General features: G+C 72.2%; 22 protein-coding genes and 1 pseudogene. 12 read left to right on the top strand and 11 right to left on the bottom strand.

Annotation, left to right across the window (positions count from 1 at the left end; genetic code table 11):
- The first annotated feature begins 77 nt into the window (after positions 1-77).
- From HCJ93_RS17845 to HCJ93_RS17835, 3 genes are all read left to right on the top strand, one after another.
- Positions 78-302: a hypothetical protein gene (locus HCJ93_RS17845; RefSeq protein WP_167996716.1), complete on the top strand. Its 225-nt coding sequence runs from the start codon at positions 78-80 to the stop codon at positions 300-302.
- Positions 303-424: 122 nt separating this feature from the next.
- Positions 425-880 (top strand): MarR family winged helix-turn-helix transcriptional regulator, encoded by a 456-nt coding sequence (locus HCJ93_RS17840; protein WP_167996715.1) that lies wholly within the window; start codon positions 425-427, stop codon positions 878-880.
- 147 nt (positions 881-1,027) lie between these two features.
- Positions 1,028-3,304 carry a catalase gene (locus HCJ93_RS17835; protein WP_167996714.1) on the top strand — a complete coding sequence of 759 codons (2,277 nt, stop codon included), beginning with the start codon at positions 1,028-1,030 and terminating at the stop codon, positions 3,302-3,304.
- A gap of 146 nt (positions 3,305-3,450) precedes the next feature.
- Here the strand turns inward: HCJ93_RS17835 and HCJ93_RS17830 are convergent, their stop codons facing one another.
- Positions 3,451-3,903, bottom strand: a complete 453-nt coding sequence (locus HCJ93_RS17830) for a phospholipase (RefSeq protein WP_167996713.1) — start codon at positions 3,901-3,903, stop codon at positions 3,451-3,453.
- Positions 3,904-4,338: 435 nt separating this feature from the next.
- Between HCJ93_RS17830 and HCJ93_RS30185 the strand changes: the two are divergent.
- The 3 genes and pseudogenes from HCJ93_RS30185 to HCJ93_RS17810 all read left to right on the top strand — a co-directional run bounded on the left by HCJ93_RS30185 (position 4,339) and on the right by HCJ93_RS17810 (position 8,576).
- Positions 4,339-5,619: pseudogene (locus HCJ93_RS30185) on the top strand (vWA domain-containing protein).
- Positions 5,620-5,693: 74 nt separating this feature from the next.
- Positions 5,694-7,307, top strand: a complete 1,614-nt coding sequence (locus HCJ93_RS17815) for an MFS transporter (RefSeq protein ID WP_167996711.1) — start codon at positions 5,694-5,696, stop codon at positions 7,305-7,307.
- Between the two features lie 216 nt (positions 7,308-7,523).
- Complete coding sequence (locus tag HCJ93_RS17810) at positions 7,524-8,576, top strand: glycoside hydrolase family 5 protein (protein WP_167996710.1); 1,053 nt, start codon at positions 7,524-7,526, stop codon at positions 8,574-8,576.
- Positions 8,577-8,690: 114 nt separating this feature from the next.
- Here HCJ93_RS17810 and HCJ93_RS17805 read toward each other — a convergent pair whose 3' ends face one another.
- Positions 8,691-9,335, bottom strand: coding sequence for a CBS domain-containing protein (locus HCJ93_RS17805; RefSeq protein ID WP_167996709.1), 645 nt, complete (start codon positions 9,333-9,335; stop codon positions 8,691-8,693).
- Between the two features lie 345 nt (positions 9,336-9,680).
- Here HCJ93_RS17805 and HCJ93_RS17800 point away from each other — a divergent pair, with 345 nt between their 5' ends.
- Complete coding sequence (locus tag HCJ93_RS17800; RefSeq protein ID WP_167996708.1) at positions 9,681-11,228, top strand: vWA domain-containing protein; 1,548 nt, start codon at positions 9,681-9,683, stop codon at positions 11,226-11,228.
- A 79-nt stretch (positions 11,229-11,307) separates the two neighbouring features.
- On the opposite strand, the gene HCJ93_RS17795 is transcribed toward HCJ93_RS17800, so the two are convergent.
- The 7 genes from HCJ93_RS17795 to HCJ93_RS17765 all read right to left on the bottom strand — a co-directional run bounded on the left by HCJ93_RS17795 (position 11,308) and on the right by HCJ93_RS17765 (position 18,699).
- On the bottom strand, positions 11,308-13,224 hold the full coding sequence (locus HCJ93_RS17795) for an AMP-dependent synthetase/ligase (RefSeq protein WP_167996707.1): 1,917 nt from the start codon (positions 13,222-13,224) through the stop codon (positions 11,308-11,310).
- 207 nt (positions 13,225-13,431) lie between these two features.
- Positions 13,432-14,508: a tryptophan dimethylallyltransferase family protein gene (locus tag HCJ93_RS17790; RefSeq protein ID WP_240967668.1), complete on the bottom strand. Its 1,077-nt coding sequence runs from the start codon at positions 14,506-14,508 to the stop codon at positions 13,432-13,434.
- 247 nt (positions 14,509-14,755) lie between these two features.
- Positions 14,756-16,102, bottom strand: a complete 1,347-nt coding sequence (locus HCJ93_RS17785; RefSeq protein ID WP_167996705.1) for a cytochrome P450 — start codon at positions 16,100-16,102, stop codon at positions 14,756-14,758.
- 30 nt (positions 16,103-16,132) lie between these two features.
- A complete protein-coding gene (locus tag HCJ93_RS17780; protein ID WP_167996704.1) occupies positions 16,133-16,762 on the bottom strand; it encodes a GTP-binding protein in 630 nt (209 codons plus the stop codon).
- Complete coding sequence (locus HCJ93_RS17775; RefSeq protein ID WP_167996703.1) at positions 16,737-17,114, bottom strand: DUF742 domain-containing protein; 378 nt, start codon at positions 17,112-17,114, stop codon at positions 16,737-16,739. Before HCJ93_RS17775 ends, HCJ93_RS17780 begins: the two co-directional genes overlap by 26 nt.
- Entirely contained in the window at positions 17,111-17,491 is a 381-nt protein-coding gene (locus tag HCJ93_RS17770; protein WP_167996753.1) for a roadblock/LC7 domain-containing protein, read from the bottom strand. The genes HCJ93_RS17775 and HCJ93_RS17770 overlap by 4 nt, the downstream gene beginning before the upstream one ends.
- A 14-nt stretch (positions 17,492-17,505) precedes the next feature.
- Entirely contained in the window at positions 17,506-18,699 is a 1,194-nt protein-coding gene (locus HCJ93_RS17765) for an ATP-binding protein (protein WP_167996702.1), read from the bottom strand.
- A gap of 462 nt (positions 18,700-19,161) precedes the next feature.
- On the opposite strand from HCJ93_RS17765, the gene HCJ93_RS17760 reads away from it, so the two are divergent.
- The 3 genes from HCJ93_RS17760 to HCJ93_RS17750 all read left to right on the top strand — a co-directional run bounded on the left by HCJ93_RS17760 (position 19,162) and on the right by HCJ93_RS17750 (position 22,266).
- Entirely contained in the window at positions 19,162-19,584 is a 423-nt protein-coding gene (locus HCJ93_RS17760; RefSeq protein ID WP_167996701.1) for an Hsp20/alpha crystallin family protein, read from the top strand.
- Between the two features lie 111 nt (positions 19,585-19,695).
- On the top strand, positions 19,696-20,202 hold the full coding sequence (locus HCJ93_RS17755; RefSeq protein ID WP_167996700.1) for a DUF2267 domain-containing protein: 507 nt from the start codon (positions 19,696-19,698) through the stop codon (positions 20,200-20,202).
- Positions 20,203-20,559: 357 nt separating this feature from the next.
- A complete protein-coding gene (locus HCJ93_RS17750; protein ID WP_167996699.1) occupies positions 20,560-22,266 on the top strand; it encodes a hydrogenase maturation protein in 1,707 nt (568 codons plus the stop codon).
- A gap of 14 nt (positions 22,267-22,280) precedes the next feature.
- Here HCJ93_RS17750 and HCJ93_RS17745 read toward each other — a convergent pair whose 3' ends face one another.
- A complete protein-coding gene (locus HCJ93_RS17745; RefSeq protein WP_167996698.1) occupies positions 22,281-22,727 on the bottom strand; it encodes a universal stress protein in 447 nt (148 codons plus the stop codon).
- Between the two features lie 104 nt (positions 22,728-22,831).
- Between HCJ93_RS17745 and HCJ93_RS17740 the strand changes: the two genes are divergently transcribed.
- Together HCJ93_RS17740 and HCJ93_RS17735 are read left to right on the top strand one after the other, a co-directional pair.
- Complete coding sequence (locus tag HCJ93_RS17740) at positions 22,832-23,278, top strand: helix-turn-helix transcriptional regulator (RefSeq protein WP_167996697.1); 447 nt, start codon at positions 22,832-22,834, stop codon at positions 23,276-23,278.
- Positions 23,279-23,333: 55 nt separating this feature from the next.
- On the top strand, positions 23,334-25,718 hold the full coding sequence (locus tag HCJ93_RS17735; RefSeq protein WP_167996752.1) for an ATP-binding cassette domain-containing protein: 2,385 nt from the start codon (positions 23,334-23,336) through the stop codon (positions 25,716-25,718).
- On the opposite strand, the gene HCJ93_RS17730 is transcribed toward HCJ93_RS17735, so the two are convergent.
- Complete coding sequence (locus tag HCJ93_RS17730; protein ID WP_167996643.1) at positions 25,703-25,954, bottom strand: hypothetical protein; 252 nt, start codon at positions 25,952-25,954, stop codon at positions 25,703-25,705. The two genes, HCJ93_RS17735 and HCJ93_RS17730, sit on opposite strands and share 16 nt — an antisense overlap.
- Between the last annotated feature and the right edge of the window lie 5 nt (positions 25,955-25,959).

The raw sequence follows: 25,959 nt of genomic DNA, 5'->3' as shown, positions 1-25,959 counted from the left end.
TCTCACCCCTGGCGGGTCGGGTGGCCGGAGACGGGGGACAATGTGTGGCCGGAGCAGGGACGGGGAGCGGAGCGCCGGTGAGCGAGCGTCAGGAACGCGACTGGACGGACATGACACCGGGCGACTTCGACCGCGAGGCGCCGCTGCGCCTGAACGTCGGCAGCGGCCCTGTCGTCGTCCCGGCCGAGCCCGACGCGTACGGCACCCCCGCTCTCTTCGGGCAGCAGCGCCCGGACCGCCCCGCGCGCCCCCGCCGCCCTCAGGGCCCCTCCGCGCCGGCCGTCCAGGAGCAGTTGTTCTGAGCGGGCTCCTGTGAGCGGGGCCGCGGGCCCCCGTGCGGACGCCGCTTGACCTCAAGTGCGCTCGAGTTTCTACGTTCGATCCCGTCCGGCCCGAAAGGGCGGCTATCGAGGGGATCGCAGCCATGCAGTACTCGCACAGCGACGCGGAACTGATCAAGCAGCCGATCGGCTACTGGGCCTGGGCGGCCCACAAGGCGGTCGTCACCCGCACCCGCACCGCCCTCGCGGAACTGGATCTCACCCAGCCCCAGTGGTGGATCCTGGCGCAGACCGCCCGCACCGGCGGACGCACCCGCGACGAGCTCCTCGACATGCTCTCCGGCTACCTCGACACCGGACGCGAGGGCATCACCGCGGAGATCGACGCCTGCGTCGCCCACACCCTGCTCGACGAGGACGGCGAGGGGCGGCTGACCCCTACGGACCAGGGACGGGCCCGGTACGAGAAGGCTGCCGCGTTGCAGGACGAGCTCTGGGCCGAGCGCCACGCGGGCATCTCCGACGAGGAGTATCTGACCACCATGAAGGTGCTCCAGCGGTTCATCCACAACACGGGCGGCCGGGCCTGGCACCACTGACCGGACGCGGCCGGGCGGCAGGTTCACCCCATCGCGGCACGCCCGGTGCGAGGGGTCCGGGGGCGTGAGAACTTGACGGCATCGTGCCCCCTTTCCGGGTACTCAGCCGTGGCCACTGCCCTCAGCGGACCGTAGGAGTGTCATCCCATGAGCGAGGCCAACCCCTTGAAGCGGGCTTCCCGGAAGATCGCCGACGCCCTCCCGGGGGACGCCGCCCCCTCCGACGGCATCCCCGGGCGCCCGGCCCTCGAGGAGCCGTCCCTCGAGGAGCCGGTCGCCCCCCGCGAACCGCTGCCGCCCAAGCCCGACCAGACCGGCCCCGCCACCATGTCGCCGACCGGCCGGGCCACGGGGGCGGACCAGGCCGACGTCGCCCAGGCGGGCAGCTACCTGACCACCGCGCAGGGCGCCCGTCTGCACGACACCGACCACTCGCTCAAGGCAGGACCGCGGGGCCCCGTTCTGCTCCAGGACCACCATCTGCGCGAGAAGGTCATGCACTTCGACCACGAGCGCATCCCGGAGCGCGTGGTCCACGCCCGGGGCGCCGCCGCGCACGGAGTCTTCCAGAGCTACGGCACCGCCGCCTCCGTCACCAAGGCGGCCTTCCTCGCCAAGGACGTGGAGACGCCGGTGTTCGTGCGCTTCTCCACCGTGCTGGGGTCGCGCGGCTCCGCGGACACGGTGCGCGACACCCGCGGCTTCGCCACCAAGTTCTACACCCAGGAGGGTGTCTTCGACCTGGTCGGCAACAACATCCCGGTCTTCTTCATCCAGGACGCCATCAAGTTCCCCGACGTCATCCACGCCGGCAAGCCGCACCCCGACCGGGAGATCCCGCAGGCCCAGAGCGCCCACGACACGTTCTGGGACTTCGTCTCCCTGCATACCGAGGCCACCCACCACACCCTGTGGAACATGTCCGACCGGGGCATCCCGCGCTCCTACCGCATGATGGAGGGCTTCGGCGTCCACACCTTCCGCCTGGTCGCCGCCGACGGCTCCACCACCCTGGTGAAGTTCCACTGGAAGCCGAAGCTGGGCGTGCACTCCCTGGTGTGGGAGGAGGCGCAGATCATCAACGGCGTCGACCCCGACTTCCACCGCCGGGACCTCGCCGACGCCATCGAGGCCGGCGCCTACCCGCAGTGGGAGCTGGGCATCCAGACCTTCCCCGACACCCCCGAGCAGACCTTCGAGGGCATCGACCTGCTCGACCCGACCAACATCGTGCCCGAGGAGCTGGCGCCGGTGCAGCCCATCGGGCTGCTCACCCTCAACCGCAACCCGGCCGACTTCTTCGCCGAGACCGAGCAGGTCGCCTTCCACGTCGGGCACCTGGTGCCCGGCATCGACATCACCGACGACCCGCTGCTCGCCGGGCGGCTCTTCTCCTACCTGGACACCCAGATCACCCGGCTCGGCGGCCCCAACTTCCCCCAGCTGCCCATCAACCGGCCGCACGCACCGGTCAACGACATGCTGCGCGACGGCATGCACCAGACGGCCGTGCACCGGGGTGTCGCCCCCTACCGGCCCAACTCCCTGGACGGCGGCTGCCCGTTCACCGCCGGCGCCGCCGAGGGCGCCTATGTGGAGACCCCGGTCCGCGTCCCCGAGGCGACCAAGGTGCGCGAGGCCCCCGAGTCGTTCGCCGACCACTTCAGCCAGCCCCGCCGCTTCTGGCTGAGCATGAGCCCCGTGGAGCGCGAGCACATCATCGGCGCCTACACCTTCGAGCTCGGCAAGTGCTACGAGCAGGCCGTCAAGGAGCGCGCCCTGCGGACCCTCGCCAACATCGACCCCGAACTCTGCGAACAGGTCGCCAAGGGCCTCGGACTGCCCGCCCCCGAGCCGACCGTGCCGCTCGCCGACGTCGAGCCCAGCCCGGCACTGTCCCAGATCGGGGGGACCTGGCCGGTGGACGGCCGGATCATCGGCATCGTGGCGGGACCCGACAGCGACCTCGAGGCGGTCCACGCGGTGCGTGACGCGGTGCTGGAGGCCGGGATGGTGCCCCTGGTCGTCGGCCCCACCGGCGGTGTGCTCGGCTCGGGCGGCAACGCGGTGATGACCCAGCGCAGTTACGTCACCGCCCGGTCCGTCGAGTTCGACGCCGTACTGCTGGCCGGGCCGCCCGCCGTCGGCGACGACGCCTACGGAGCGCGGGACGCCAAGGGAGTGCCGTCCGCCGCGCTGCGCCCGGCCGCGGACCCGCGGGTCGCCCTGCTGCTGTCGGAGGCCTTCCGGCACGGCAAGGCGATCGGCGCCTGGGCGGGCGGCGAGGCCGCCCTGGCCGCGGCCGGCGTTCCCGCCGACGCGCCCGGCGTGGTCGTCGCCGGCTCCGGCCCGGCCGCCCTGGAGCAGCTGCGCGCACTCCTCGCCGGGCACCGCGTCTGGGAGCGCTTCGACACCCGGAACTGATCCGCGCCGGCCGCGCACCGGTCGCATCCGACGTACGGCGAGGCGAACGGGGACGAACGGGGGACGAACGGCGAGACGAACGGGGAAGGGCCCGGCCTGGACGGCCGGGCCCTTCCCTTTGACGTCTGCCGTCGGCTGGGACGGCGTCAGCCGAAGGCCTTGACGGCCTGGTAGTACGTCCATGCGGTGCTGTTGCAGGCGGTCCGGGTCCCGCCGCTGTAGTTGGCGCAGACCCGCTTGAGATCTTCGTAGAAGGCGCTGTCGAGTCGTGCCTTGTTGGCGCTGAAGGTGCCCGCGGCCTTGTAGTTGCGGTAGCCGAAGTCGTGGCGGGCGCAGGACATCTGGAAGGGGAAGCCGAACGGATTGTCCGGCGAGGACGAGCAGTAGTCGGTGCTCCAGTCGAACTGGTAGGCGGCCCAGGCGGACTGGTTGGCCCGGGCTGCGGCCCACTGGTTGTAGCTGGACGCGCTGGTCTGGGTCCAGCTCGCCAGCACGGCCGGCTTGTCGGCGGGTACGGCGTCGGCGGTTCCGGCCGTGGCGAGGACGGCGGCGAAGGCCAGGGCCGGGGCAGTGAGTGCGGTGGCGAATCTACGGTGCATCCCACACCTCCGTGAGACTGCGGCCCGCCCACCGGACCGCAGGTTCATGACAAATGAATGCCCGGACTATTGAGCCTTTCAACCACATAGGGGCCGATGAGCCGTCAACTCACCCATGGACGAGCACAATTCACCGTGGCGAGTGAAGCAGGCGAACGCATCTGCTCACCGCGATGACGACTCACTCCGTTGACAGACTGGGGGGCCGTCCGCGCAGGGTGAGTGCTGATGGCCGCTCACACCGCGAACGAGGAACCCCGCGCCGAGGACTCCTCCGGTGACGCCTTCCGCATCTCCCTGTGGCGGCGCGTGCGCAGATACGCCGTTCCGGCCTCCGTGATCGACGTGCCGGCGACTGGGCGGGCGCCTGCTCCGCCGCGCACATCGACCACGAGACCGATCTGCGGTCCCTGGCCCGCACCCACGGCCACGCCCTTGTCTCTCGGGTCCGCGCCGATCTGCGGCACCTGGTCCCCGACCTGTGTGCCGACCACGGCCGTCGACCGGCACCGGCGGTGTTGTGTCTCGCCCGCCTTCGCCGCCCGCACACCTGTGGAGCAGCCGGCCGGGGTGTGGGTGCACGAGGTGTCGCACCTGCTGCGCGACCACCACGGGCGCAGCGACCGGTTCGCCGCGCAGCACGGGCTGAACGGACCGGGGGAGCGGCTGCGCATGAACATCGCCGCGGACTGCGAGATCAACGACGACATCCACGGCGACGGACCGGCCCGCCCGGAGGGCGCCGTCGGCCCGGCCACGCTGCACCTGCCGTCCGGCGAGCCGATGGAGGAGTATCTGCGCCAGTTCCGCCTGGGTCCCCGCACCCAGGACTGGGCCTTGCTGGACTGAGGCAGTGGCGCCGACGGGCAGCGCCGGGAGTGGGACCTCGGTGCCCAGGCAGCGCACGGTCTCAGCGAGCAGCCGCGCGACGCGGTGCGCTTCCGCGCGGCGGAGAGCATCCGGGCCCGCCGCGGCAGCGCGCCCGAGAGCTGGCGGCGCAGGGCGGAGGAGGCCTCTCACCCGCCGCAGCCCTGGCGGCAGTTGCTGCGCGACGCGGTGCGCTTCCGCGCGGCGGCAAGCATCCGGGCCCGCCGCGGCAGCGCACCCGAGAGCTGGCGGCGCAGGGCGGAGGAGGCCTCTCACCCGCCGCAGCCCTGGCGGCAGTTGCTCGGCGCTGCACTGCGCGCCGCCGTCGCGGGCTCCGGCGCGGGCGAGGACCACAGCTACGGCCGGCCGTCCCGGCGTTCGGCGGGCGTGCCCCGTGCGGTGCTGCCGGGTCTGCGCCGCACCCCGCCACGCGTGGCCGTCGTGATCGGCACCTCCGGCTCGGTCAGCGACCGGGAACCGGGCAGTGCGCTGCTGGAGGTCGCCGCCATCTCCCGGGCCGTCGGCGGACGCCGCGACACGGTGTTCGTGGTGCCTTGTGACGCCGCGGCCCACGACCTGCACCGGCTGTGCCGGACCGAGGGGATCCCGCTGGTGGGCGGCGGCGGAACGGACCTGCGGGCGGGCTTCGCCCGCGCGCTGCGCGCCTGTCCCGGTGTGCCGGTGGCCCTCACCGACGGGCATACGCCCTGGCCCGGGTCCCGGCCGCCCTGCCGCACCGTGGTCGGCCTGTTCGCGCGACCGCGGTCGTTCCCTTCCGTGGACGAGGACGCCCCCGACCACATGCCCGACGCGCCGCCGGACTGGGCCCGCGTGGTCACCATCGGCTGACCCGCGGCCCGCCCGCCGGGGGCGGCGTCCGCTCGCCGGATGCGGCGGCCGGGAGGCGGTTGCAGACTGAACGAATGAGCACGTACGAAGGGCGCGGCCAGACCGCTCCCGGACCGCGTGAGACGCCGCGCCAGTATCTGGCACTGGCCGCGATGCTGTTCGCCGTCTCGATGACCTTCATCGACCAGACCATCGTCGCCATCGCCGCCCCGGACATCGTCCACGAGCTCGATCTGTCCACCTCGGGCATGCAGTGGGTCGTCAACGCCTATCTGCTGTCCCTCGCCGCCTTCTTCGCCCTGGGCGGCCGGCTCGCGGACCTGCTCGGACCGAGACGCGTGGTGATCGCCGGAACGCTGATCTTCACCGTCTCGTCGGTGCTGTGCGGCTGCGTGCCCGAGGGCGACGTCGCACAGCCCTGGCTGATCGTCTTCCGGGCCACCCAGGGCTTCGGCGCCGCGCTCATGTTCCCGGCCGCCCTGGCCGTCGTCGTCGCGGTGTTCCCGGTGGAGCGGCGGGGGCGTGCACTCGCGCTGTTCTTCGGTCTGTCCGGAGCGCTGACCGCCGTCGGGCCGCTGCTCGGCGGCTGGCTCACGGCCTGGACCTGGCGCGCCGTCTTCTGGGTCAACGTCCCGGTGGCGGTCGTGGCGCTGGTGCTGACCTTCCTGGCCCGGATCGCCGACCGGCCGCGCCGCGAGTCGCTGGACCTGCCCGGTGCCGCCCTGGTCGCCGTCGGCATGGGGCTGAGCGTGCTCGGCTTCCAGCAGGCCTGGTCCTGGGGCTGGGACAGCCCGGCGACCTGGGCCTGCATCGTGGGCGGCCTCGCCGTGCTCGTGGTGTTCGTCCGCTACGAGTGGCGGGTCCGGCATCCGCTGATCAACCTGCGGGTCTTCCGCGATCGGGCCTTCGCAGCCGACATCGCGGTGCTCTTCTTCGCGATGCTCGCCTTCGTGCCGCTGTTCTTCTTCGCCTCCGTCTACGCCCAGGTGTCGCTGAGCGCCTCCCCGAACCAGGCGGCCCTGTTCCTGCTGTACTTCTTCGCGGGCTTCGCCATCGCCTCCCAGTGGGGCGGGCGGATCCTCGACAAGAGCGGGGCGCGCCCCGCGCTGAAGCTCGGCGCCGTGCTCGGCACCGTCGGCTTCGCGCTCTGGGCGGGGGAGATGACCAACCTGTCGATGCACGACCAGTGGCCGTACGCCGCGCTCGCCGGAGCGGGCATCGGGTTCATCCTCGCCCCGGCGTCCACGGACGCCGTCAACCGCGCCATCGACGCCTCCTACGGCGAGGTCACCGGCGTGACCCAGACCGTGCGCAACTACGCGGCGAGCGTGGGTCTCGCCGTGTACGGCACGGTCCTCACGCACGTCACCACGGACAGGGTGGTCGGCACCCTGACCTCGCGGGGCATGCCGCAGCAGGAGGCCGAGGACGTGGCCCGCCAGGTCACCGAGACGGTGAGCGGAAGCGCCGACACCCGCGTGCCGGAGGGCAGCGGGACGGCCGCCGAGACGATGCGGGAGGTCATGGCGGCGGTGCGGATGGATTTCGCCGAGGCCAACCAGTGGGTGTTCTACGGCATGGCGATCGCCCTGGGGCTCGCCTTCCTGTGCGCCCTGCGCCATCCGGGCGGCCGGGTGGAGACCGCACCGGTGACGGAGGAGACCCGCCCCGGCGTCCCCGACGGCTGACCGCCCGCCGTTCCCCGCCCGCCGGCCCCGCGCCGGTACGCCCGCCGATCGTCCTGCTCGCCCCGCCGACGGGCTTTCGGTCCCGCCCATGGCCCGGGCCGGGCAGGCCGCGGTCGTTTCCGCACGGGCGTCATGGACCTTGCCAACCCGTGCCGGCTCTTGTTCCATGCATCGTCAGGAAAGTTTCCTAACTTCCGCGTGATCGGAGCCCCCCACATGAGACCGGCACGTACTTCCCGGCGCCCGGCCGCACTGACCGCGGCCCTCGGCGGCCTCCTCCTCGCCCTCGCCTCCGCACCCGCGGCCACCGCCGGCTCACCGGCCGCCGCCACACCCGTCGAGGCCAACGGACGGCTCCGGGTCTGCGGCGTCAAGCTCTGCAACGAACGCGGCAACGCGATCCAGCTGCGCGGCATGAGCACCCACGGCACCCAGTGGTACCCGCACTGCCTCACCGACGGCTCGCTCGACGCCCTCGCTCACGACTGGAACGCCGACGTCCTGCGCGTCTCCACCTATGTGCAGGAGGGCGGCTACGAGACCGACCCCCGGCACTTCACCGACCTCGCCGACCGGCTGATCCGGCAGGCGAGCGAACGCGGCATGTACGTCATCGTCGACTGGCACGTGCTCCACCCCGGCGACCCCCACACCAGCCTCGCCGCCGCCCGCACGTTCTTCACCGAGATCGCCCGGCGCCACGCCGGCCGGAACAACATCCTCTACGAGATCGCCAACGAGCCCAGCGGAGTCGGCTGGTCGCGCATCAGGAGCTACGCCGAGCAGCTCGTGCCGGTCATCCGCGGCGTCGCCCCGGACGCGCCCGTCCTCGTCGGCACCCGGGCCTGGTCCTCGCTCGGCGTCTCCGAGGGGGCCGACGAGACCGAGATCGTGAACGACCCCGTGCGGGCCGCCAACATCATGTACACGTTTCACTTCTACGCCGGCTCGCACCGCGAGGAGTACCTGGCGACCCTGTCCCGCGCCGCCGACCGCATCCCGGTCCTCGTCACCGAGTTCGGTACCCAGAACCACGCGGGAGAGGGCGCCGACGACTTCGCGATGTCCCAGCGGTACCTGGACCTGATGGCCGACAAGAAGATCAGCTGGGTCAACTGGAACTTCTCCGACGACCGCCGCAGCGGCGCCGTCTTCGACACCGGCACCTGCGACGCCCAGGGCCCCTGGGCGGGCACCGCCTCGCTGAAGCCGGCGGGGGTCTGGATCCGCGACCGCATCCGTACCCCCGACCAGTTCCCCGCCGCCTGACGGCCTCCGGCCGGCTCCCTCCCCGGCCCCGGTCGCGTCTCCTGACGGTCACCCGGCGTTCACCCGTCCGGGGGCATCCGCTCCCCGACGGGCGAACGCACCCGCCGGCGGAGCTCAGTCACCGGCCTCCGGAAGCGGCCGGAACTCCACGTCCACCACGCCGTCCACGTCCCGGCACAGCTTCTCCAGCTCCTGCACCGTCGCCCCGGTGGTGAGCCGCCCGGTGAGCACCACATGGCCGTGCGACACATCCACGTGCACCGCCGACGGAGCCTCACCGAGCTGCCTGACCAGGACCTCCTCCACGATCTCGGTGCGGATGGCCTGGTCCTTGCGCACGAAGACCCGCAGCAGATCGCTCCGGCTCACCACGCCGATCAGCCGGCCGTCCCCGTCGACGACCAGCAGCCGCTTGATGCCCCGCTCGGCCATCACCCGGGCGGCCTGCACCACGTCCCAGTCCTCGAGGGCGCACACCGGCGGCGAGGTCATCAGACCTCCCGCATCGGTGGCCCAGGCCTTGGCGAGGCGCCGCGCCGCCTCCGGCGTGCCGTCGCCGCCGTCCTGCGACCACCCCCACATCTTGTGCAGCAGATCCGCCTCCGACACCACGCCCAGCGGCCGGTCCTCGGCGTCCACCACGGGAACCGCCGTGATGTCGTACTCCAGCAGCAGGTACGCGATCTCCTTGAACGGCATCCCGGGCGGAATGCGGACGACCGCGTCGCTCATCACGTCGCGCACCTTCTGGTGGCTCATCGGGATGCTGTCCTTCCGTGGTCCGGTCAGTGCTCCTCCTCTCCATCATCGCCGGACGGGCGCCGCGGCCCCCCGCAGCCGGCCGTGTGACGGTCGTGTCACACACGGCGCCCGCCCCGCGCACGGCGGGTAACGCCCGCCGCGGGGGGCGTGCGCACTGGCCCGTGCCTCTTCCGGCCGGTGGCGGCGCGCCTGGCCAGGTCAACGGAAGATCCCCCACCGGTCTCGGCGACCGGTCACCGTGGCCGCTTCGAGACACAGCTGTGACGCTCCGCAGCGCACGTTCCGGTGTGCTCCGCCGTCACAGTCACAGAAGTCGGCCAACGCACCCAGGGGGCACCGAAGATGAAGTGGCACCGGACACGACGGCTCGGCGGGGCGCTGCTCGCGCTCACGGCGGCGAGCGGTCTGCTGCTCACCGGATGCAGCGGGAGCAGCGACGGAGGCGGCAAGAGCGCCACCGACAGCCGCTACGACGGCTCGCGCGGCGACGGCTCGGCGCCGCTGCCCGCACCCGAGGGGCCGAGGAACGGCGCGAGCGAGGGCGAGCAGGACTCCCGCGGCATCGCGCCCGAGCCCGACTACCTGTCCACGTTCGCGCTCGACGTGGACACCGCCTCCTACGGCTACGCCCGCCGCACCCTCGCCGACGGCCGGCTGCCCGACCCGTCCACCGTCCGGCCGGAGGAGTTCGTCAACAGCTTCCGCCAGGACTACGAACGCCCCGGCGGCGACGGCTTCACCGTCACGGTCGACGGGGCCCGCACCGGGGAGAAGGACTGGTCCCTGGTCCGCGTGGGCCTCGCCACCCGGGCCGCCGAGGACTCCGCCCGCCGCGCCCCCGCCGCCCTGACGTTCGTCATCGACATCTCCGGCTCGATGGCCGAACCGGGCCGTCTGGACCTGGCCAAGAAGTCCCTCGGCGTGATGACCGACCGGCTGCGCGACGACGACTCGGTGGCCGTGGTCACCTTCAGCGACGAGGCCGAGACGGTCCTGCCGATGACCCGGCTCGGCGGCAACCGGGGCAGGATCCACGACGCCGTCGAGGGCCTGTCGCCCACCCACTCCACCAACCTCGCCGCGGGGGTCGGGACCGGCTACGAGACCGCCGTCGAGGGATTGCGCAGGGGCGCCGTCAACCGGGTCGTCCTGGTCTCCGACGCGCTCGCCAACACGGGGGAGACCGACGCCGAGGCGATCCTGGAACGCATCGCGGAGCACCGCCGCGAACACGGCATCACCCTCTTCGGCGTCGGCGTCGGCAGCGACTACGGCGACGCCCTGATGGAACGCCTCGCCGACCGGGGCGACGGCCACACGGTGTACGTCTCCGACGAGGAGGAGGGCCGCAGGGTCTTCTGCGAGGAGCTGCCCCGCAACATCGAGCTGACCGCCCGAGACGCCAAGGCCCAGGTGGCCTTCGACCCGGAGACGGTCGCCGAGTTCGCCCTGGTCGGCTACGACAACCGCCGCGTCGCCGACGACGACTTCCGCGACGACCGGGTGGACGGCGGCGAGGTCGGACCCGGGCACACCGTCACCGCCCTGTACGCGGTGCGCACCCGGCCCGGGGCCGACGGGCACCTCGCCACCGCCACCGTGCGCTGGCTCGACCCGGGCACGCGCAGCCCGCACGAGGAGTCCGGCGACCTGGAGACCGGCGCCCTCGAGGAGTCCGTGTGGTCCGCGGACCGGGGCCTCGCCGTCACCGCCACCGCCGCCTACTTCGCCGACGCCCTCCGTTCCGCGGGCCACCGCGGCAGCGGCTTGCCCGGCGCCCCGTCACTCGGCGAACTCGCCCAGCGCGCGGACGACTTGGCGGCGCGCACCGAGGACGAGGAGGTGCGCGGACTCGCCCGGGCGATCCGCACCGCCGACCGCCTGGACTGAGCGGGCGGCGCCCCCAGCCGTCCCGACCGGCGCCCGGGCCGCGGGGCGCCGGCCGGCAGTCCGGTCCGCGGGGCGCCGGTCAGGAGTACAGCGCCTCGATCTCCTTGGCGTACGCCTCCTGCACTGCCTTCCGCTTCACCTTCAGCGAGGGCGTCAGCAGTCCGTTCTCCTCGCTGAACTCGCCCTCCACCACCCGGAAGGCGCGGATCGACTCGGCGCGGGAGACGGCCTCGTTGGCGTAGTCCACGGCCCTCTGCACATCGGCGAGCATCCTCGGGTCCCGCACCACCTCGGACATCGGGGTGTCGGCGGGCATCTTCCGCACCGCGAGCCAGTGCGCGACCGTCTCCGGGTCGAGGGTGATCAGCGCGGCGACGAACGGCCGGTTGTCGCCGACGACCAGGCACTGCCCGATCGGCGGCCGGCTGCGCAGCCGGTCCTCGAGCACGGCCGGGGAGACGTTCTTGCCGCCGGTGGTGACCAGGAGGTCCTTCTTGCGTCCTGTGATGGTGAGGAAGCCGTCCTCGTCGAGGGAGCCCAGGTCCCCGGTGGCGAACCAGCCGTCGTCGAGGACCTCCTCGGTGGCGCTCGGGTTGTTCCAGTAGGAGCCGAAGACGATGCCGCCCTTGACCAGCACCTCGCCGTCGTCGGCGATCCGGACCGCCGTGCCCGGCACCGGCAGGCCCACCGTGCCGGGGCGGGGACTGAGCGGCGGCACGATGGTCGCCGCGGCGGTGGTCTCGGTCAGCCCGTAGCCCTCGTAGACCATGATCCCGGCCGCGTAGAAGAACAGGTTGAGGTCGCGTTCCAGCGGGGAGCCGCCGCTGATGGCGTAGCGCAGCCGGCCGCCCAGCTCCTTGCGGACCCGGCGGTAGACGAGCAGGTCGTACAGCGCCCAGGCGGCGTACAGGCCGGGGCCAGGACCCTTGCCCCGGCCCAGGAACTTGTTCAGATGGGCCTCGCCGAAGCGGACCGCGATGCGGTGGGCGCGTTCGAAGGAGGCGCCCCGGCCGATCTTCTCGGCGGTGGCACGGCCGGTGTCGTGGATCTTCTCGAAGAGGTAGGGGACGCCGACCAGGAAGGTGGGCCGGAACGCCTTGAGGGCCGGCCGCAGGTCGTCGGGCTTGATGCTCGGGCAGTGGCCGATCTCGATGCGGCCCATCAGGCACGCGATCTGCAGGGTGCGCCCGAGGATGTGGGCCAGCGGCAGGAACAGCAGCGTGGAGGCGACCTGGTCGGTGACCTCCTTGAAGATCGGGTGCAGCAGCTCGACCGTGTTGGCCGCCTCGGCGTGCAGATTGCCGTGGGTGAGGACGCAGCCCTTGGGGCGGCCGGTGGTGCCGGAGGTGTAGCAGATGGTCGCCGTGGTCTCGGGGGTCAGGGCCGCGCGCCGCTTGGTCACCTCCTCGTCGGACACGTCCCGGCCGAGGGCGGCCAGCTCGGCGAGGGCGCCCGAGTCCAGCTCCCAGATGCGCGGGGGAGAGGCGTGCGAGGCGGTGCCCGCGGTGACCGTGGCCGTGTTCTCCCCGGTCTCCGTGACGACGTACCGGGCGCCGGAGTCCCGGACGATCCACTCCACCTGGGCCGCTGACGAGGTGGCGTACACGGGGACCGACTGACCGCCGGCCGACCAGATCGCGAAGTCCAGCACCGTCCACTCGTAACGGGTGCGGGACATCACCGCGACCCGGTCACCGGGCTCGAGTCCGGCCGCGATCAGGCCCTTGGCCACCTCGGTGACCTCCCGGGCGAAGGCCGCCGCCGTCACCAGCTGCCAGGCGCCGTCCCGCTCCCGGCGCAGCACCACTTCGTCCGGCGCCTCGGCGGCGTTGGTGAACGGGATGTCGGCGGTGCTGCCGGCGGCCGGCCGCGGGACGAGCGGCTGGGCACGCACCTCGCGGACGACGCCTTGCTCGTCCCGCACGGTCTCGACCCTGGTGCGGGTGGCCAGGTCGGTGCGTCGTTTCGCCCGCTTCAGATCCTTGCGTACGCCCATGGCGGCTCCCGGTCGCGCTGTTGCTGATGTGCTCGGACGGTGCTTGCGGTCCCTCGTTCTTACTCCAGAGTCAACTTACTCATGCGTAAGGATGCGTCAATGGGCCGGACCCTGCAGAAACGACGATGAGCGCCACCGGGGGCGCTCATCGTTCGGTATCGGCCCGGGACGCGAGCGGGCGTCCGGGCCAGGGCGTTGTTCCCGCGCTCAGTACACCGGCTGCGCGGAGCGGGCCGGGGCCCTGTTGGGCGGCCTGACCGCATACGCCTCCGAGGAGAGATACGCGGTCACCCGGGGCGGGCTGCCCTCCTGGTGGGCCAGGGCCAGATAGGCGATCAGACCCACCCCCTCGTCCAGGCGGCGCGAGGTGAGGGCTCGCAGGGCCTCGTTCAGGACCGCGGTCCCGATGCCGAGGTCCCTCATGATCTTCGCCGCCCGTCGCAGGGCCTCCCCGTCGTGCTCGGCGTAGTCACGGACGGGGACGTGCAGCGTGAACCCGCTCGGCCGGGCGGCGCCGGTCTCGGTGAAGGAGTGGCAGGTCAGCCCCGGCCGCCGGGTCAGCAGCGGCACGTCGGCGCCCGCCGCCGCCCGGAAGAACCCCTCGACCGATCCGGGGTCGGGGCCGGCCGGCATCCGCGACAGGCCTCCCGCCGCCTGTGCCGAGAGGGCGTCGTGCCGCAGATAGACCTTCACCCGGGGCGCGTCCCAGTCGCCCAGATCCAGGGCGAGGAACGGGTAGCCGTCCGCCTCCGGCAGGACGTCGGGGGCCCGCTCGTGCCCGAGGCGCCGCAACGCCTCGCGCACCGTCGCGGCGGAACGTTCCTCCCCGTTGGCGGCCGGATTCAGGTACACCTTCAGGCCCGGCACACCGCCCGGACGCAGCTCCAGGGCGTACCACAGGGCGAAAACACCCCGCGGCCGCGCGGGCAGGAACAGCTCCACGAGCGCGTCCAGCGAATCGGTCGCGAAGCCCCACCGCTGCGTCATGGCCCGCACCGCCGCCAGGCCCGCCCGCCCGTTCCGGGCGAGGCTCCCCGCCCCGCACCCCGGTTCCACGAGCACCCGCACGGCCGGAGCAGACCCCGGCCGGCAGGACAGCGAGAACTCGACCGGTGTGTGGTCGTCGGACAGGAAGCTCTGCGACGGCGGCGGCAGATCCAGCGACCGCCCGGCCACCGTGCCCAGCGACCCGGCCACCACCTCCGCGTACCCGTCCGCATCATCCTCGGACAGCCCGGCCACCGCACAGAGCCTGCGCAGCTGACCGCCGGTGAAGCCTCCCAAGGTGGTTGCACCCCCGCTCGCGGGACCACCGGCGAGCCCCGCGTTCACCGGCCGCTCCCGCGCCGCACAGGAAGATACCCGCCTCGAGAGGCGGGTATCGAAGGTCTCGGCGACTGTCCGGCGTCCATGGATATGTGGTCCACGGCATCTCCTCATGCAGAAAAGCAGGTCCTCGTGCCGGGTTCCTCACTACCCCTGCCGTTCAACCATCATGCGGATCAGTCGCTTTGGACCGATGTTGTACATATCACCTCGTGAGCCACCTCAGGAACTGGCTCCACATGCCGGTGCGTTCGGGCTTGGGGGCGGGGCCCGGCTCCTCGTGCCGCTGGGGTGCTGTGGCCGCCTGGGGAGCGGTTCCTCGCGGCACACCCACCGGTGTGAACCGGGCGGGCAGGGCGGTGAGCGCCCGGTGGAACGGGCCCGGCCGCCAGGTGAGGCTCTCCTCGGGAACCGCCAGATGTACGTCGGGCAGCCGGTTGAACAGCTCCTCGATGGCGGTGACCGTGATGTGCCGTGCAGGTTCCTTCGACGGGCAGACGTGCGGCCCCGCGCTCCACGCCAGATGGGCCCGGTTGCTGCCGGACCGCCGCGCCTCCGTCTGCGCCGGACTGGTGTTGGCCGCGGCGAAGCTGATCAGTACCAGATCACCGGCCTGGAGCTGCTGCCCCGCGAACTCCATGTCCGCCGCCGGGTAGTGCGGGGCGAAGTTGGACACGGGCGGGTTCTCCCACAGCGTGTCGTCGAGGGCCTCGTCGATCAGGCCGCCCTCGCGGGCGTACCGGTCGTTGGTGAGCAGCCGGTGCAGGGTGTTGCCGATCAGATTGCGCAGCGGTTCGACGCCCGATCCGAGAAGCAGCGCGAGCTGATGCACCATTTCCTCGTCGGTGAGCCGAGCCTGATGCTGCATCAGCCAGGAGGTGACATCCTCTCCCGGCCGGCTCCGCTTGAGCGTGACCAGCTCGCCGACGGCCTGGTACAGCACCTCCGTGGCCTTGTCGGCGTTGATGCCGTCGAACATCCCGGAGATGCCGAACAGCACCCGGTCGCCGATGTCGGCCGGACAGCCGAAGAGCTCACTGAAGATGAACAGCGGCAGCTGTTTGGCGTAGTCACCGAGCAGGTCCACCGAACCGCGCGCCGCGAACTGGGAGATGAGGTACCGCGAGACCTGCTCCGTGCTGCGGCTCAGCCGGCGCATGTCGATCCGCGCCATCGAGTCCGTGACGGCCTGACGCAGCCTCAAGTGCTCGGCGCCGTCGGCGAACATGCAGTTCGGCCGGTACGCCAGCAGCGGCGTGACCGGGCTGTCCGGACTCACCTTGCCCTCGTTGAAGGCACGCCAGCGGCGTGCGTCCTTGCGGAAGGAGCCGGAGTCGTGCAGGAGCTGCAGCGCCGCCGCGTAGTCGGTCACCAGCGTGGCCTCCACGCCGGGGGCGAGTTCCACGGGCGCCGCGGGCCCGTAGTGACGCAGGAAGGAGTAGTACGCCTGCGGGTCGGCGGCGAAGTCCGGCCCGTACAGCGGGACCCGGCCGCCTGAGCCGTGGGCCGGGCAACCCGGGGGCGGGACCGGGGTGTTGTCGTGAGCGTTCATATGGGCTCTCAGTTCACTGTCGAGCGCGGTCTAATGAGAGGTCTGGTGCGGTGCCGGATGGGTGGTCTGCTGGGAGCGGTCGAGGAGGTAGCGGACCAGGGTGGTCAGGGCGGCGGCCGAGGACTTCTCGTCGCGGGCGTCGCAGGTGACGACCGGGGTGTCGTCGAGCAGGTCCAGCGCCTCCCGCAGGGCCCGTTCGTCGCGCAGCGGGGTGCCGTCGAAGTGGTTGACGGCGATGGCGTAGTCCAGGCCGTAGCTCTCGATGAGGTCGATCACCGGGAAGGAGTCGGCCAGGCGCTCGGGATCGACCAGCACCAGTGCGCCGAGGGCGCCGCGGGCCATGTCCTCCCACATCTGCACGAACCGCTGCTGACCGGGCGTGCCGAACAGGTAGAGCACGACCCGGTCGCTGATGGTCAGCCGGCCGAAGTCCATGGCGACCGTGGTGGTCGTCTTGCCGTGGACCCCCTTGAGGTCGTCCACCGACTCGGCGGCCTGGGTCATCGTCTCCTCGGTGGACAGCGGCTCGATCTCGGAGATCGAGCCGATGAACGTGGTCTTTCCCACCGCGAAGTGGCCGACCACCAGGATCTTGACCGCGGTCTGCGTCCCTCCGCTGCGGACATAGGCCCGCTCACCCAAACTTGGCGCGGAGACCATTGAGCACCTCCTCCAGGATCTCCCGGTCCGCGAGCTGGGCCGGCGCCACCGGCGGGCGGGTGATCAGATAGCCGCCCTCGACCAGCGAGGCCAGCAGGATCCGCACGACTCCCAGCGGCAGCCTGGTGTGGCCGGCGATCTCGGCGACCGAGAGATAGCCGGCGGAGCAGATGTCGAGCAGCATCTGTTCCTCGGGGGACAGCCGCAGCGGCCGCTGCGCATGGCCGGGGGACGCCGTCACCAGGGTGATCAGCGACAGCTGCTCCTCGTCGGGCAGTTCGCGTCCCTTGGTGATGACGTACGCCCGTACTAAGGCGGTGTCCTCCGGGTCCCAGCCGTCGTGGCCAGTCATGAGCGGGCGCCGAGGTTCTCGCGCGGCGGAGTCGTCAGCTCCTTGCCGAGCCGCGTCACCAGCTGCTGCATGCGGAAGGTGATGTCGGCCATGTCCACGTCCGCGGTGGCGGACACACCCAGATAGGCGCCCTCCCCGGCGGAGATCACGAACACCCAGCCGCCGTCGAACTCCACCAGCGTCTGACGCCACCGCTGGCCCGGGTCCTCACAGAAGAAGCCCAGCGTGCGGCTGAGCGACTGCACCCCGCTCATCGCCGCGGCGACCCGGTCCGCGTCGTCCCTGGCGAAGTCCTTCGTCCGGGCCATCAGCAGACCGTCGGCGGATATCAGGACGGCGTGCAGGGCCCCCGGAATCTCCAGAGCGCTGTCGAGCATCCATGACAGATCGTTCACGAGACCTCATGTCCTTCGCTGCTTGCACCGGGTGTGCTGCTCGTCGGGTCTGTCTGGCCGGGCGACGCTGCCCGGCCGGACCGCGTGCCCCGCTGGAAGGCGCCCATGATCCGCGCCTGTTCGGCGTCCGAGCGGCCCGGGCGGGGGGCCGGCTCGCCGCCGGTCTGCGGCACGATCGCCATCGGCCGCTTGCGGCGGCGCCGGGGCAGACCGTCCGCGGTGGTCGCCGGGGCGAGCGCCGGCTCGGGCCCGCCCTCCGAGGTGGCCCGTGCGGCCGGAGGCGCGCCGGTGGTGTGGACGGCGGCCGGAGCGGGAGCCTTCTTCTCCGGCATGGCGGTGAGCAGATCGTGGGGCAGCAGCACCACGGCACGCACACCGCCGTAGGGGGAGGAGGAGTCCACCGACACCTCGAAGCCGAACCGCTCGCACAGCACGCCGATCACCGCGAACCCGAACTGCGGGGGGTTGCCCAGGCTCGCCACACCGGTGGCGCGCTCGCTGCTCAGCAGCTTCATCGCGCGGGCGCGCTCCTCCTCGCTCATGCCGACACCGGCGTCGTCGACGACGATGCAGATGCCCTTCGGCACGGTCCGGATGTTGATCTCGACGACGGTGTCCGGGCTGGAGTAGCTGGTGGCGTTGTCGAGCAGCTCGGCGAGGGCCAGGGCGACCGGCTCGACGGCCCGGCTGGTGATCCCGAAGTCGACCTGGGAGAGGATCTCCACCCGGCGGAAGTGCCGGATCCGGCCCTGGGCGCTGCGCACCACGTCGTAGACGGAGGCGGTGTCGCGGCGGCCGCCCAGCCAGCCGTCGCACAGCACCGCGATGGACTGGGCGCGCCGGCCGAACTGCGAGTTGGTGTGGTCGATCTCCAGCAGGTCCTGCAGGATCGCCGAGTCGCCGTACTTGGTCTGCAGCCGGGAGAGCACCAGCTGCTGCTCGGCGGCGAGGCCCTGAAGGGTCCGCATGGCGGACTTCAGAACCGTCTTGGTCTCCTCCTCGGCCTGCTCCTGCGCCGCCCGCACCGACTTCGTGTGATCGTTCTCCAGCTGCGCGCAGTGCTCCTCGAGCGCTCGTACCTCCTGCCGCACGGTACGCGCCGCCCGGCGCTGGCGTTGGATCACGACGAGGGCGGCAGCGAGGGCGGCGACCAGAGCCCAGAACAGGGGGCTCGCTGCGAATGACGTCATAGGACTCTCTTCAGGCGACTGGCGGCCGGCGGGGCCGGCGAGGTGTCGGCGTCCATGGTAGGCGGTCCGCCCGCAACAAAAACGCGGTGATCGTATCACCGTCCGAACACATGAACTGACGTCAAGACCCTTGTGCGACCGCAGGGTTGTCCCCTTGTCGATGTGCCGATCGATCGACGGACGGACCGGCGGGTGACCGGTGGGCGGGGTGAGGGCCGTCACGGCGGCGGTTCCGTCCGCGCCGATGGGCGGACCGCGGACCAGAACGCTCCGTGAGCGTGCCGTTTCCCGAGGTGGGATGGGGTGAGGGGCCGGGCGCGAAGAGGGCTCCCGGCTACGACGCCGGTTCGGAGCTCACCGAACCTGAGCCGGGGCTTGTCAAGTTTCCTCTCCGGAGCTATATAAGAAGGTGATCGAAGAGCATCGCATCGGACGTCACAGTGAAGGGAGGAGTGGACTGTGATGCTCATGCGCACCGACCCGTTCCGCGAGATGGACCGGCTCGCACAGCAGGTCTTCGGTTCGGTCGCCCGCTCGTCGGGGATGCCGATGGATGCGTACCGGGCGGGGGACGAGTTCGTCGTCCACTTCGATCTCCCCGGCCTCGACCCCGAGTCGATCGAGCTCGATGTCGAGCGCAACGTCCTCAATGTGCGCGCCGAGCGACGCTCTGAGGCCCCCGAGGACGCCGAAATGATCGTCGAGGAGCGGCCCACCGGCACCTTCAGCCGGCAGCTGTTCCTCGCCGACACGCTCGACACCGAGCGCATCGAGGCCGCCTACGACGCCGGTGTCCTGACGCTGCGCATCCCGGTGGCCGAGGAGGCCAAGGCACGCCGCATCCAGATCGCGGGCGGCGACAGCCGCAAGCAGATCAGCAGCTGACACCACTCACGCACGCGTCCCGCGGAGCACGGCCGCCCGCGGGACGCACTCCCGTGCCCGCCGCGGCGCGGGGGAGCGACCGGAGGCCCCGAAGGAGGAGAGGAGCTCCACATGACCACGGTGACGCCGCACGAGACCACGACGCCGAGCCGCAGGACGGTGATACCGGCCCCCGCCCGGGACCGGGACCGCCAGGCCCCCGTCCCCCGCTCCCCGGAGGTCGGCTGGCAGGAACTGGTCGACGCGGTGCGGGAGTCCGGTCAGTACCCGACGCGGGCAGAGGCGGAGAGCGTCACCCGCATCGTCCTCTCCGCGCTCGGCGGTCATGTCGTCGGCGACGAACGTGTCGAACTGGCACGAGCGCTGCCCGAGGAGGCGGCACGGGTGATCGCCTCCCAGATCCCGGCCACCCGCCCGCTCACCGCGGCGGAGTTCGTGGAGTCGGTGGCCGCCCGCATCGAGGGCTCGACCCCGGCGACCGCGCGCTGGGACGTCAGCTCGGTCCTCGGCGTCCTGCCGTCCCTGGTGGGCGAGGACCTGATCACCCGCATCATCGGTCAACTGCCTCAGGGCTACGCCCTCCTGTTCGGCCGGGCCGAGCTCACCCCTGCCGAGTGACCGGCCCGCGCACCGGTTCCTCCGGCCGGTGACCCGGAACCCGCCACCGGGCCCCGCCCGGGCCGCGGAACCGCCGCGGCCCGGGCGGGGCCCGGTCGCATGAGGCCGCCGAACCGCCCGTCACGGCGCACGGCGCCCGCACCCGCCTCACCCGCACCCCCCGTACCGCCCGCGCCGGATCCGGCCAGATCCTCCGTCCCGGCCGGCCCCTCGCACCCGCTGCCCGCAGCGGCGATCACCTCGCTGGAGCAGGGGAGTTCGGATCATGCAGCCGCGATGGCGAACAACCGCCCGAACGGCTGAATTACCGCCGGGTCCTCTGTCGGCCCCCGCCCGGAGCGGCAACCATGCCGCGGCATGGACATTCTCCTCGTCGCCAGCGCGTTCAACAGCCTCTCCCAGCGCGTGTACGCCGAACTCTCCGACCATGGACACCGGGTGGACGTCGTGCTCGCCACACACGGAGCCGACGCGATACGCGCCGCGATACACCGGGCACGGCCCGACCTGATCATCGCGCCCATGCTGAAGTCGGCGCTGCCCGACGACGTCTGGCAGCAGCACACCTGCCTGATCGTGCACCCGGGCCCGCCCGGCGACCGCGGGCCGTCCGCTCTCGACTGGGCTCTCGCCGAGCGCGCCCCCCGCTGGGGAGTAACGGTTCTGCAGGCGGAGGCCGCGATGGACGCGGGCGCCATCTGGGCGTCGGAGCCGTTCGACGTACCGCCGGTCGGCAAGAGCGACCTCTACCGGGGCGAGGTCTCCGACGCCGCCGTCGCCGCCGTCCTGCTGGCGGTGCAGCGCTACGCCGGCGGCGCGTTCAAACCGCGGCCGCAGTCCGACCCGGCGATCCGCGTGGTCTGGCGGGACGCCTTCCGCCAGGAGCGGCGGCGCATCGACTGGCAGGCCGACAGCACCGACACGGTGCTGCACACCCTGCGGGCCGCCGACTCGCAGCCCGGTGTCCTCGACGAAGTCCTCGGCCGGGAGATGTTCCTGCACGGCGGCCACCCCGAGGACCGGCTGCGCGGCCGCCCCGGCGAGCTGCTCGCCACCCGCGACGGCGCAGTCTGCCGGGCCACCCGGGACGGCGCGGTGTGGATACCGGAGCTGCGCCCCCGCCGCGCCAGTGGCGACCCGGCGCCCTTCCGGCGGCCCGCCGCCGGCGTCCTCGCCGCCCTCGGGCAGGCCCCCGGCCTGCCCGAGGTGCCCGCCCCGCTCGAACTCCCGCCGGAGCGGCGCACCTACCGCGACATCCGCTACCGGCAGCGCGGCGACGTCGGCTTCCTGGACTTCTCGTTCCCCGGCGGCGCCATGAGCACCGGCCACTGCCGCAGACTCCTGGCCGCCTACCGGTACGCGCTCACCCGCCCCACCTCGGTGCTGGTGCTCGGCGGCCGGCGCGACTTCTTCTCCAACGGCATCCACCTCAACGTCATCGAGGCCGCCCCCGACCCCGCCGCCGAGGCCTGGGCCAACCTCAACGCCATCGACGATCTGGTGGAGGCCGTGCTGCGCACCACCGACCGGCTGGTCGTCGCCGCGCTCGGCGGCAACGCGGCGGCGGGCGGCGTGATGCTCGCCCTCGCCGCCGACGAGGTCTGGTGCCGCACCGGCACCGTCCTCAACCCGCACTACCGGCGCATGGGCCTGTACGGCTCCGAGTACTGGACCTACAGCCTGCCGCGCCGCGTCGGCCCCGAGACCGCACAGCGGCTCACCGGCGAGGCACTGCCGGTCAGTGCCGCCTCCGCCGCCGCCCTCGGCCTGGTGGACCGCCTCCTGCCGGCCGCACCCCAGGACTTCACCGGCGAGGTCGAGCAGGCGGCGGCCCGGCTCGCCGCCCAGGACGGCCTGCAAGGGCGCATCGCCGCCAAGCGGGACCTGCGGGCCCGCGACGAGGCCGCCCGGCCGCTGGCCGAGTACCGCGAGGCCGAGCTGGCCCGCATGCACGCGATCCTCTTCGACCCCGGCTCGCCGCACCACGCCCTGCGTTCGGCCTTCGTCCGCAAGGCACCCCCGGCCGGCGCCCGGCCGCTCGACCCCGCGCCGGACCCCTGCTGACCGGGGCGCCGGCGTCAGACCCGGTGGCCCTCACGCACCACGACCACGGGGCAGGCGGCGTGCTGGGCACAGCGCTGGCTGACCGAGCCCAGCATGGCCCGCGCGAACCCGCCCCGGCCGCGGTGACCCACCACCAGCAGTTCGGCCCGCTCGGAGGCCCGGATCAGCGCCTCCGACGGGTCCCCCTCCACCAGCCGCTCCCGCAGCCGGGGCGGCCGCCCGTCCGGGAAGACGGCGTTGAGCTCCTCCGTGAACCGCTCCCTGGCCTGCTCCAGATCGAACTCGGGGTCGATGGCGGGCCCGGTCCAGCCCACCGCCGACGGCGTGTCCCAGGCGTGCACCGCCTCCACCTCACCGTCGACCATGTCCGCGTACCGCACGGCCCAGCGCAGCGCGGCGTACGACGACGGGGAACCGTCCACGCCGACCACCACCAGACGAACCGGCTCATCGGCTTGCATGGCCACCTCACACGGAAGTCGTAGGTCCTACGACCACGCTGCCCCGCTCCGGGCGACCCTGCCATTCGAACGCGCGGCGCACCCCGTCGTGGCACGATGCAAGCATGACCGGCAGCAGCGGGGACGCCCCTCACCACCTGCGGGACCTGGCGCGGCTGCGCCGCGTCCGGGACCGCATCGACCGGGAGTACGCCCAGCCGCTGGACGTGGAGGCCCTGGCCCGTGGCGTGCACATGTCGGCCGGGCATCTCAGCCGCGAGTTCCGCCGCGCCTATGGTGAGTCCCCCTACAGCTACCTGATGACCCGGCGCATCGAACGCGCCATGGCGCTGCTGCGCCGCGGCGACCTGAGCGTCACCGAGGTCTGCTTCGAGGTCGGCTGCTCGTCGCTGGGCACCTTCAGCACCCGCTTCACCGAGCTGGTCGGCATGCCGCCGAGCGTCTACCGGCAGGAGGCGGCCCGCGCCACGGAGGGCCTGCCCTCGTGTGTCGCCAAGAAGGTCACCAGGCCGGTCAGGAATCGAGAAGCACCCCCTCTTCGCCGTGACTAGCGTGACGGTCATGGACACCGCCGAGCCGTTCGAGAACCGTCCGAGGAGTCAGAAGATGCCCAGGGCCAAGACGACGAAGAGCCAGTCGCCCGCCTTGCCCGCCGCCGACAGCCACGACGTCATCCGCGTGCACGGAGCGCGGGAGAACAACCTCAAGGACGTCAGCGTCGAACTGCCCAAACGCCGGCTCACCGTGTTCACCGGCGTGTCCGGTTCCGGCAAGAGTTCCCTGGTGTTCGACACCATCGCCGCCGAGTCGCAGCGGCTGATCAACGAGACCTACAGCGCCTTCGTGCAGGGCTTCATGCCCAACGTCGCCCGCCCCGAGGTCGACGTCCTCGAGGGCCTCACCACGGCGATCACCGTGGACCAGCAGCGCATGGGCGGCGACCCGCGCTCCACCGTCGGCACCGTCACCGACGCCGACGCGATGCTGCGGATCCTCTTCAGCCGGCTCGGCGACCCGCACATCGGCGGCCCCGCCGCGTACTCCTTCAACGTGCCCACGGTCAAGGCGGCCGGCGCGATCACCGTGGGCAGCGGCAAGAAGCAGAAGGTCACCTTCACCCGCACCGGCGGCATGTGCCCGCACTGCGAGGGCCGCGGCAAGGTCTCCGACATCGACCTCACCCAGCTCTACGACGACTCCAAATCCATCGCCGAGGGCGCCTTCACCATCCCCGGCTGGAAGTCGGACAACGTCTGGACGGTCGGCCTCTACGCCCAGTCGGGCTTCCTCGACCCGAACAAGCCGATCCGCGAGTTCACCGAGCAGGAGATGCAGGACTTCCTGTACCGGGAGCCCACCAAGGTCAAGGTCAACGGGGTCAACCTGACCTACGAGGGCCTCATCCCCAAGATCCAGAAGTCCTTCCTGTCCAAGGACAAGGAGGCGATGCAGCCGCACATCCGGGCCTTCGTCGAGCGGGCGGTCACCTTCACCGACTGCCCCGAGTGCGAGGGCACCCGGCTCAGCGAGGCCGCCCGGTCCTCCAGGATCAAGGGCGTCAGCATCGCCGACGCCTGCCGCATGGAGGTCCGCGACCTGGCCGCCTGGGTGCGCGAGCTGGACGAGCCGTCCGTCGCCCCGCTGCTCACCGCGCTCCAGGGCACCCTCGACTCGTTCGAGGAGATCGGCCTCGGCTACCTCTCCCTGGACCGCCCCGCGGGCACCCTCTCCGGCGGCGAGGCGCAGCGCGTGAAGATGATCCGCCACCTGGGCTCCTCGCTCACCGACGTCACCTACGTCTTCGACGAGCCGACCATCGGCCTGCACCCGCACGACATCCAGCGGATGAACGACCTGCTGCTGCGGCTGCGCGACAAGGGCAACACGGTGCTCGTCGTGGAGCACAAACCGGAGACCATCGCCATCGCCGACCATGTGGTGGACCTCGGCCCGGGTGCGGGCACGGCCGGCGGCACCGTCTGCTACCAGGGCACCGTCGAGGGGCTGCGCGGCAGCGGCACCGTCACCGGCCGGCACCTGGACGACCGGGCCCGGCTGAAGGACTCGGTGCGCGAGCCCACCGGCAAGCTGGCCATCCGCGGCGCGACGAAGAACAACCTGCGGAACGTGGACGTCGACATCCCGCTCGGCGTGCTCACGGTCGTCACCGGGGTGGCCGGCTCCGGCAAGAGCTCGCTCATCCACGGCTCGATGCCGAAGGACGAGGGCGTCGTCTTCGTCGACCAGGCCCCGATCCGCGGCTCCCGGCGCAGCAACCCCGCCACCTACACCGGGCTGCTCGACCCGATCCGCAAGGCCTTCGCGAAGGCCAACGGCGTCAAGCCCGCCCTGTTCAGCGCCAACTCCGAGGGCGCCTGCCCCACCTGCGACGGCGCCGGGGTCGTCTTCACCGAGCTGGGCATCATGGCCACCGTCTCCTCGCCCTGCGAGGACTGCGAGGGCAAGCGGTTCATGGCCGAGGTGCTGGAGTACCGCTTCGGGGGGCGGGACATCAGCGAGGTCCTCGAGATGTCGGTGACCGAGGCGGAGACGTTCTTCCGCGAGGGCGAGTCACGCCTGCCCGCCGCGCACCGGATCGTCGAGCGGCTGCAGGACGTCGGGCTCGGCTATCTCACGCTGGGCCAGCCGCTCACCACGCTCTCCGGCGGTGAGCGTCAGCGGCTCAAGCTCGCCACGCACATGGGGGAGAAGGGCGGCATCTACGTCCTGGACGAGCCCACCACGGGTCTGCACCTGGCCGATGTGGAGCAGCTGCTCGGCCTGCTGGACCGCCTGGTGGACTCCGGCAAGTCGGTCATCGTGATCGAGCACCACCAGGCGGTCATGGCGCACGCCGACTGGATCATCGACCTCGGCCCCGGCGCGGGCCACGACGGCGGCCGGATCGTCTTCGAGGGCACCCCGGCCGATCTGGTCGCCGGCCGGTCCACCCTCACCGGCGAGCACCTCGCCGACTACGTGGGCGCCTGACCCGGGGAGGCCTGCCCGGTCTCCGTTGCACGGGGCGAGGCCTCCTCCTCGGCGGAGGGGGCCTCCTCCGGCTCGTACTGCGGGCAGTGCGGGTTCCGGCAGGGCCCGGCCACCCACAGCGGCACGTACACGCCCATGGTCTTGTGACGCTCGACCACCGTCTCGACAGGGTGCTTGCAGGACGGGCAGACCTGACCGGCGGGCAGCGTCACCCGGTGTCTCCGCTCACGGTTCATACCCC

Source organism: Streptomyces composti (genome assembly GCF_012034205.1).
Lineage (GTDB): Bacteria > Actinomycetota > Actinomycetes > Streptomycetales > Streptomycetaceae > Streptomyces > Streptomyces composti.
This window is presented reverse-complemented; position numbering and strand designations above follow the sequence as displayed.

Bases quoted from the DNA above. Each gene is read 5' to 3' on its own strand.
- HCJ93_RS17770 (WP_167996753.1), bottom strand. From the start codon at position 17,491: ATGCTCGACAGCGCTCTGGAGATTCCGGGGGCCCTGCACGCCGTCCTG.
- HCJ93_RS17775 (WP_167996703.1), bottom strand. From the start codon at position 17,114: ATGACTGGCCACGACGGCTGGGACCCGGAGGACACCGCCTTAGTACGG.
- HCJ93_RS17780 (WP_167996704.1), bottom strand. From the start codon at position 16,762: ATGGTCTCCGCGCCAAGTTTGGGTGAGCGGGCCTATGTCCGCAGCGGA.
- HCJ93_RS17750 (WP_167996699.1), top strand. From the start codon at position 20,560: ATGGACATTCTCCTCGTCGCCAGCGCGTTCAACAGCCTCTCCCAGCGC.
- HCJ93_RS17795 (WP_167996707.1), bottom strand. From the start codon at position 13,224: ATGGGCGTACGCAAGGATCTGAAGCGGGCGAAACGACGCACCGACCTG.
- HCJ93_RS17800 (WP_167996708.1), top strand. From the start codon at position 9,681: ATGAAGTGGCACCGGACACGACGGCTCGGCGGGGCGCTGCTCGCGCTC.
- HCJ93_RS17730 (WP_167996643.1), bottom strand. From the start codon at position 25,954: ATGAACCGTGAGCGGAGACACCGGGTGACGCTGCCCGCCGGTCAGGTC.
- HCJ93_RS17755 (WP_167996700.1), top strand. From the start codon at position 19,696: ATGACCACGGTGACGCCGCACGAGACCACGACGCCGAGCCGCAGGACG.
- HCJ93_RS17830 (WP_167996713.1), bottom strand. From the start codon at position 3,903: ATGCACCGTAGATTCGCCACCGCACTCACTGCCCCGGCCCTGGCCTTC.
- HCJ93_RS17735 (WP_167996752.1), top strand. From the start codon at position 23,334: ATGCCCAGGGCCAAGACGACGAAGAGCCAGTCGCCCGCCTTGCCCGCC.
- HCJ93_RS17745 (WP_167996698.1), bottom strand. From the start codon at position 22,727: ATGCAAGCCGATGAGCCGGTTCGTCTGGTGGTGGTCGGCGTGGACGGT.
- HCJ93_RS17740 (WP_167996697.1), top strand. From the start codon at position 22,832: ATGACCGGCAGCAGCGGGGACGCCCCTCACCACCTGCGGGACCTGGCG.
- HCJ93_RS17785 (WP_167996705.1), bottom strand. From the start codon at position 16,102: ATGAACGCTCACGACAACACCCCGGTCCCGCCCCCGGGTTGCCCGGCC.
- HCJ93_RS17815 (WP_167996711.1), top strand. From the start codon at position 5,694: ATGAGCACGTACGAAGGGCGCGGCCAGACCGCTCCCGGACCGCGTGAG.
- HCJ93_RS17835 (WP_167996714.1), top strand. From the start codon at position 1,028: ATGAGCGAGGCCAACCCCTTGAAGCGGGCTTCCCGGAAGATCGCCGAC.
- HCJ93_RS17805 (WP_167996709.1), bottom strand. From the start codon at position 9,335: ATGAGCCACCAGAAGGTGCGCGACGTGATGAGCGACGCGGTCGTCCGC.
- HCJ93_RS17760 (WP_167996701.1), top strand. From the start codon at position 19,162: ATGCTCATGCGCACCGACCCGTTCCGCGAGATGGACCGGCTCGCACAG.
- HCJ93_RS17810 (WP_167996710.1), top strand. From the start codon at position 7,524: ATGAGACCGGCACGTACTTCCCGGCGCCCGGCCGCACTGACCGCGGCC.
- HCJ93_RS17765 (WP_167996702.1), bottom strand. From the start codon at position 18,699: ATGACGTCATTCGCAGCGAGCCCCCTGTTCTGGGCTCTGGTCGCCGCC.
- HCJ93_RS17840 (WP_167996715.1), top strand. From the start codon at position 425: ATGCAGTACTCGCACAGCGACGCGGAACTGATCAAGCAGCCGATCGGC.